Annotated in this window: 6 protein-coding genes; 3 read left to right on the top strand and 3 right to left on the bottom strand. The window is 71.4% G+C overall.

Annotation, left to right across the window (positions count from 1 at the left end; translation table 11 throughout):
• Positions 1–701 (bottom strand): WD40 repeat domain-containing protein (locus ACFYVL_RS44020; RefSeq protein WP_389255706.1); only part of this gene is annotated, 701 nt, incomplete at its 3' end.
• A gap of 214 nt (positions 702–915) precedes the next feature.
• Between ACFYVL_RS44020 and ACFYVL_RS44015 the strand changes: the two genes are divergently transcribed.
• Positions 916–1,152 carry a hypothetical protein gene (locus ACFYVL_RS44015; protein ID WP_389255704.1) on the top strand — a complete coding sequence of 79 codons (237 nt, stop codon included), beginning with the start codon at positions 916–918 and terminating at the stop codon, positions 1,150–1,152.
• A gap of 457 nt (positions 1,153–1,609) precedes the next feature.
• Here ACFYVL_RS44015 and ACFYVL_RS44010 read toward each other — a convergent pair whose 3' ends face one another.
• Together ACFYVL_RS44010 and ACFYVL_RS44005 are read right to left on the bottom strand one after the other, a co-directional pair.
• The gene (locus ACFYVL_RS44010) at positions 1,610–1,801 is read right to left on the bottom strand and encodes a hypothetical protein (RefSeq protein ID WP_389255760.1); all 192 of its coding nucleotides are present in this window, start codon (positions 1,799–1,801) and stop codon (positions 1,610–1,612) included.
• 50 nt (positions 1,802–1,851) lie between these two features.
• Positions 1,852–2,088, bottom strand: coding sequence for a hypothetical protein (locus tag ACFYVL_RS44005; RefSeq protein ID WP_389255702.1), 237 nt, complete (start codon positions 2,086–2,088; stop codon positions 1,852–1,854).
• Positions 2,089–2,772: 684 nt separating this feature from the next.
• On the opposite strand from ACFYVL_RS44005, the gene ACFYVL_RS44000 reads away from it, so the two are divergent.
• Positions 2,773–2,970, top strand: coding sequence for a hypothetical protein (locus ACFYVL_RS44000; RefSeq protein WP_389255700.1), 198 nt, complete (start codon positions 2,773–2,775; stop codon positions 2,968–2,970).
• 168 nt (positions 2,971–3,138) lie between these two features.
• Entirely contained in the window at positions 3,139–3,507 is a 369-nt protein-coding gene (locus ACFYVL_RS43995) for a hypothetical protein (protein WP_389255698.1), read from the top strand.
• Positions 3,508–3,918 lie beyond the last annotated feature (411 nt).

Raw genomic sequence — 3,918 nt, 5'->3', positions numbered from 1 at the left:
TCGGGTGAGAACGCCACCCCATAGACCGCGTGGTCGTGGCCGGTGAGGGGGGTGCCGATGGGTTGTTGGGTGGCCGGGTCCCACAACCGCACGGTGTGGTCGTCGCTGGCGGTGGCGAGGAGTCTCCCGTCGGGTGAGAACGCCACCGCCTCAACCCGGTCGGTGTGGCCGAGAATCCAGCTTGCAGGAAGGTACGGGCCAGGTGCGGAAGCCGCCGGGGCCGAAGGCGATTGATGTTCGGGTGGGCGGCCGGCCTGATTCTCCGGTGCGGGACTCTGAACGGTCTGCTCCGATGTCCTGTGCTGATCTGGTGGGGCAGACGGCGCGGTGGCGTCAGGGGGCTGGCGGCGCGTGGGCCGCTGTGCGGTGAGGGCTGTCCACCGCGTGCGCCACTGGTCCAGGTCGGGTGATCTGCGGTGGGGCGGAGGACATTCGTCGCCGTACTCGTCCCAGGACATCAGGGTCCGGACGAGCCACATCAGCTTGTCCAGGCCCACATATTTGCCGCCGAAGGCCGCGCTCTGCGTGGCGATCGGCAGCGATGCCTTCTCCTGCGCGAACAGTTCCCGGGCCCGGCCCTCGATCACACGCAGGGACGGATTGCCGCGCTCCACCCGCAACTGCGTCAGACGTTCCGCCTGCTCTTGCAGGCCCTCGTCATAGCTCCCTGCCCTACCCGCCGGGCTGCCCTGTTCTGCCATGCCCCCATCACTCCCGTGCCGCATGTCCAGCACGGTAGAGCCCCGAAGGCCGAACAGCACCGAACTTGCCTGAACAGGCCCGTACAGGAAGAGCCGCAGTCAGGAGTTCGGCCGAACACTCCGGCTGTACGGCGGTGTTGCCCAACTGATCAGTCCTCTACGGATTCGTTCGACCCAGGCAGGTCACGGCCCTGAACAGGCACACAGTCGAGGCATGACGACCCACCAGAACCCGCAACAGCCCACCCCGCCCGACCCGGACGGTTCGGCTTCCGACCCGGCGCCCTTCCTGCCCCTGCACACCACCGTGGTGCTGCTGACCGCCCTCGTCATCGGCCTCGTCACCGGAGGCCTCACCTTCCTGACAGGCGTTCCGGCAGCCGCCGCCGTCCTCGCCGGAATGACCAGCACGGGAGCCAGCATCCCTGTCCTGCGCACCCTCATCCGGTGACCACCGCTGCCGGAGCCGGAGTTGCAAGGCCGACAACCCACGGTTGCCGGCCTTGCCGCTCCGGCGCCGTCCGCCCGCGGTTCTCGTGCGGTCCGCGCGGAGGGCTCCACGACCCAGGCCCGCCCTCCAGGGGGCGACCTGCGGAGCGGCCAGGGGTTGCACCGGCAGGGGGCTGCACAGTGGGCTGCACCGGGGGAATCAGCGGCGCATCGGAGGTTGCACCGCAGGTAGGCACCCCCCAAACCGGGCATGGCCCGTTGTGCCTGGTCAGACCCCATGGGCAAGCCTGTCAAGCAGGCTGACACCTCTTCCCGCAGAGCCGGGAGAGGTCCAGATACGGGCGCGGGCGGGGCGGGCGGAGCGGCCCGGCGGTACTGCCCCACAGAGAGTGCACTCCGGGCACCGGGCCTGACCCGCACACCCATGCCGGCACGGACTGCCCAGCACCCTAGCCCGGTCAGTCGACGGTGATCAGCCGGACCACCGTCACCGTCCGCACGGACGGCGAGACGACGTACCGCACGAACGCGCCGTGCACGGTCGCCTCGCGCCGGTCCCGGTCGGACCCGACCGGAGTGGAGCCGTGCCCGTACGGATCGGCACCGATCGTCGCGGCCACCGCCGCTTGGAACATCTGGCTGTTGCTCATCTTGGCGAGCGTGGCATCCGCGGGCGGGGCGTACGTGATGCGGTGCTTGCTCACGAGGCGTGGCGCTCCCGCTCGCGCAGCTGCTCGGTGAGCTCGCGCTCCTGGTCGTCCTCGGCCAGCTCGAACAGCCAGTGCCGCAGCACCGCGTGCAACTCGTTCACGGAAGCGCCGGCCACCGCCCGGTCGAAGTCCCCGCGGCGCTCCTGAGGGAGAGCGGCGCGGATGCCGGGGATCGTGTCGGGCAGGACGGTCTCCTGCCCGTTGCTCCATGTCGTCAGCCTGGCCACAGCGGGCCTCCCTGGGTGCGGATGAGCCGTTCTGCCCACGGTAGCGACACCGGCCCCGCCCCCGGGAGATGTCCGCAACACCGGGGAAGTTCTTGCGCTCCAGCGGAGTTGCGCGGCTTGCCCCCGCCTCCCGCACCATCACCCCACCACCCCGAACCGCGCCCCGCCCGTACCTCCGGACGGGGCGCGGTCGTCTGCACCGTCCGGCGGACGCCAGCGACTCCCTACCCCCGCTTTGCATTGGGGGATTGGGGGGCCGCTCCGGCGTGGCATTCCACACCCCCTCTGCAAATTAAGAGGGCACATCAGGTAACCGACCCCCTTGGCTGGCAGTAGGGGAAGCCGAACCGCCGAACGAAAGGGGACTTGCGCCGCTTGCCCCGGCCCTCTGCACAGTCACCCCACCACCCCGCACACCCCGCCCCGTCCGCAGTACCGGACGGGGCGCTGCTGTCCGGCACCCGCGTACACGGCAGTGCGCCGGATGCAAGCGCCGGAGGACCTCATGTCCAGCTCCCGCGAATCCTCGTTCCACCCCGCCCGCAAGGCACCGGAACGGGTGCCCGGCGGATTTTCGCGAGAACTCGATCCGCGCCCCGGTCCCGCCGACCGTGGCCCCCGCACCACCCGCCGGTACACCCGTACCGGCGGCCCTCGAACTTCTCGAACCCGAAGGAACCCGCGATGAACCGATCCCTGAACGCCCTGATGACCCTGATCCTGCTCGGCTGTACGTTCCTGCTCCTGGTGGGCGGCGGCACCTACCTGGCCTGGCAGCACCCCGGGGCGGCCGTGCCGATCGGTGTGGGCGCCGCGATCGGCACGCTGTTCGTCACCGTCGTCGGCGTCGTGGTCGCGGTGGCCACGCGCAACAGGCAGTGAACCCCCGGGCCCCGGCCGTGGCGCTTCGGGGGCGCCACGGCCGGATTGGCCGGACACCGCGTTCCCGGCAAGCCCCACGCCCACCACGGCAAGCCCCCGTGGGCGTACCCGGCAAGCCTCACCCCCACCACGGCAAGCCCCGGGCTGCACGGGATCGTTGGACCCCTCATGACGACGTCCCCGCCGCCCGCCGGCCCCGTACCCGCCCTCGCCGACGCGGCCGCCGACGCCGTGTGCGCCCTCGCGGACGCGGTCACCCACGGGTGGCCCGCCGACCGCGGCGGCACACACGACGCCCTCGACGTCCTGCTCGCCACGCTCGCCCAACTCGACACCGACGCCGCCCGCCTCCTGGCCCCCGCCGTCCTCGCCGCGACCCGCCTGCGCCACCACCTCGACGGCGACCAGGACGACGGCCAGGAGGCGGGCGGCGTACCGGCCGCGCCCGCACCGGCGCCCACCGTGCCCGCTCCCCGCCCCGCACCCCGGCCCCGGCGGCGCGGACTGGGGCCCGGATACCGAGGCCTGGCCCTCTGAGGCGTAAGTGGCGCCGCCCGTGGTTACCGCATACATCGGCACTGACCACGGCTCCCCGGCCCATGGTCAGTCCACGATCCGCTGAACTGACCACGGGCGGCCGGACCTGTGTACTGCCCGCCCCGAAGACGTGAGCCGGCCACGCCAGGCCACCCCGTGGTCAGTGCCATGGTCAGTGCGACGGCGGCTATGGTCAGTAGGCGAACCGCCGTGGTCAGTTGCCACTCCGGCAAGTAACCACGGCACTGACCATGGCTGTGAACTGGAGTGATACGCATGATACGTAAGTGCTACGCATATCACGCGGCGACTGCATTCGGCCCGGCTCGTTCTGCCCGCCGTCCCGGTCCCGCACACCGCACCGACCTGGCCCGGCCGTGGTCAGTTGCCACTCCGGCAACTGACCACGGC

The organism is Streptomyces sp. NPDC004111, from assembly GCF_042874215.1.
In the GTDB taxonomy this organism is placed as follows: Bacteria; Actinomycetota; Actinomycetes; order Streptomycetales; family Streptomycetaceae; genus Streptomyces.
Note: the sequence above shows the minus strand (reverse complement) of the source record. Positions and strands in the feature narration are given on the sequence as shown.

Bases quoted from the DNA above. Each gene is read 5' to 3' on its own strand.
- ACFYVL_RS44000 (WP_389255700.1), top strand. From the start codon at position 2,773: ATGAACCGATCCCTGAACGCCCTGATGACCCTGATCCTGCTCGGCTGT.
- ACFYVL_RS43995 (WP_389255698.1), top strand. From the start codon at position 3,139: ATGACGACGTCCCCGCCGCCCGCCGGCCCCGTACCCGCCCTCGCCGAC.
- ACFYVL_RS44015 (WP_389255704.1), top strand. From the start codon at position 916: ATGACGACCCACCAGAACCCGCAACAGCCCACCCCGCCCGACCCGGAC.
- ACFYVL_RS44010 (WP_389255760.1), bottom strand. From the start codon at position 1,801: ATGAGCAACAGCCAGATGTTCCAAGCGGCGGTGGCCGCGACGATCGGT.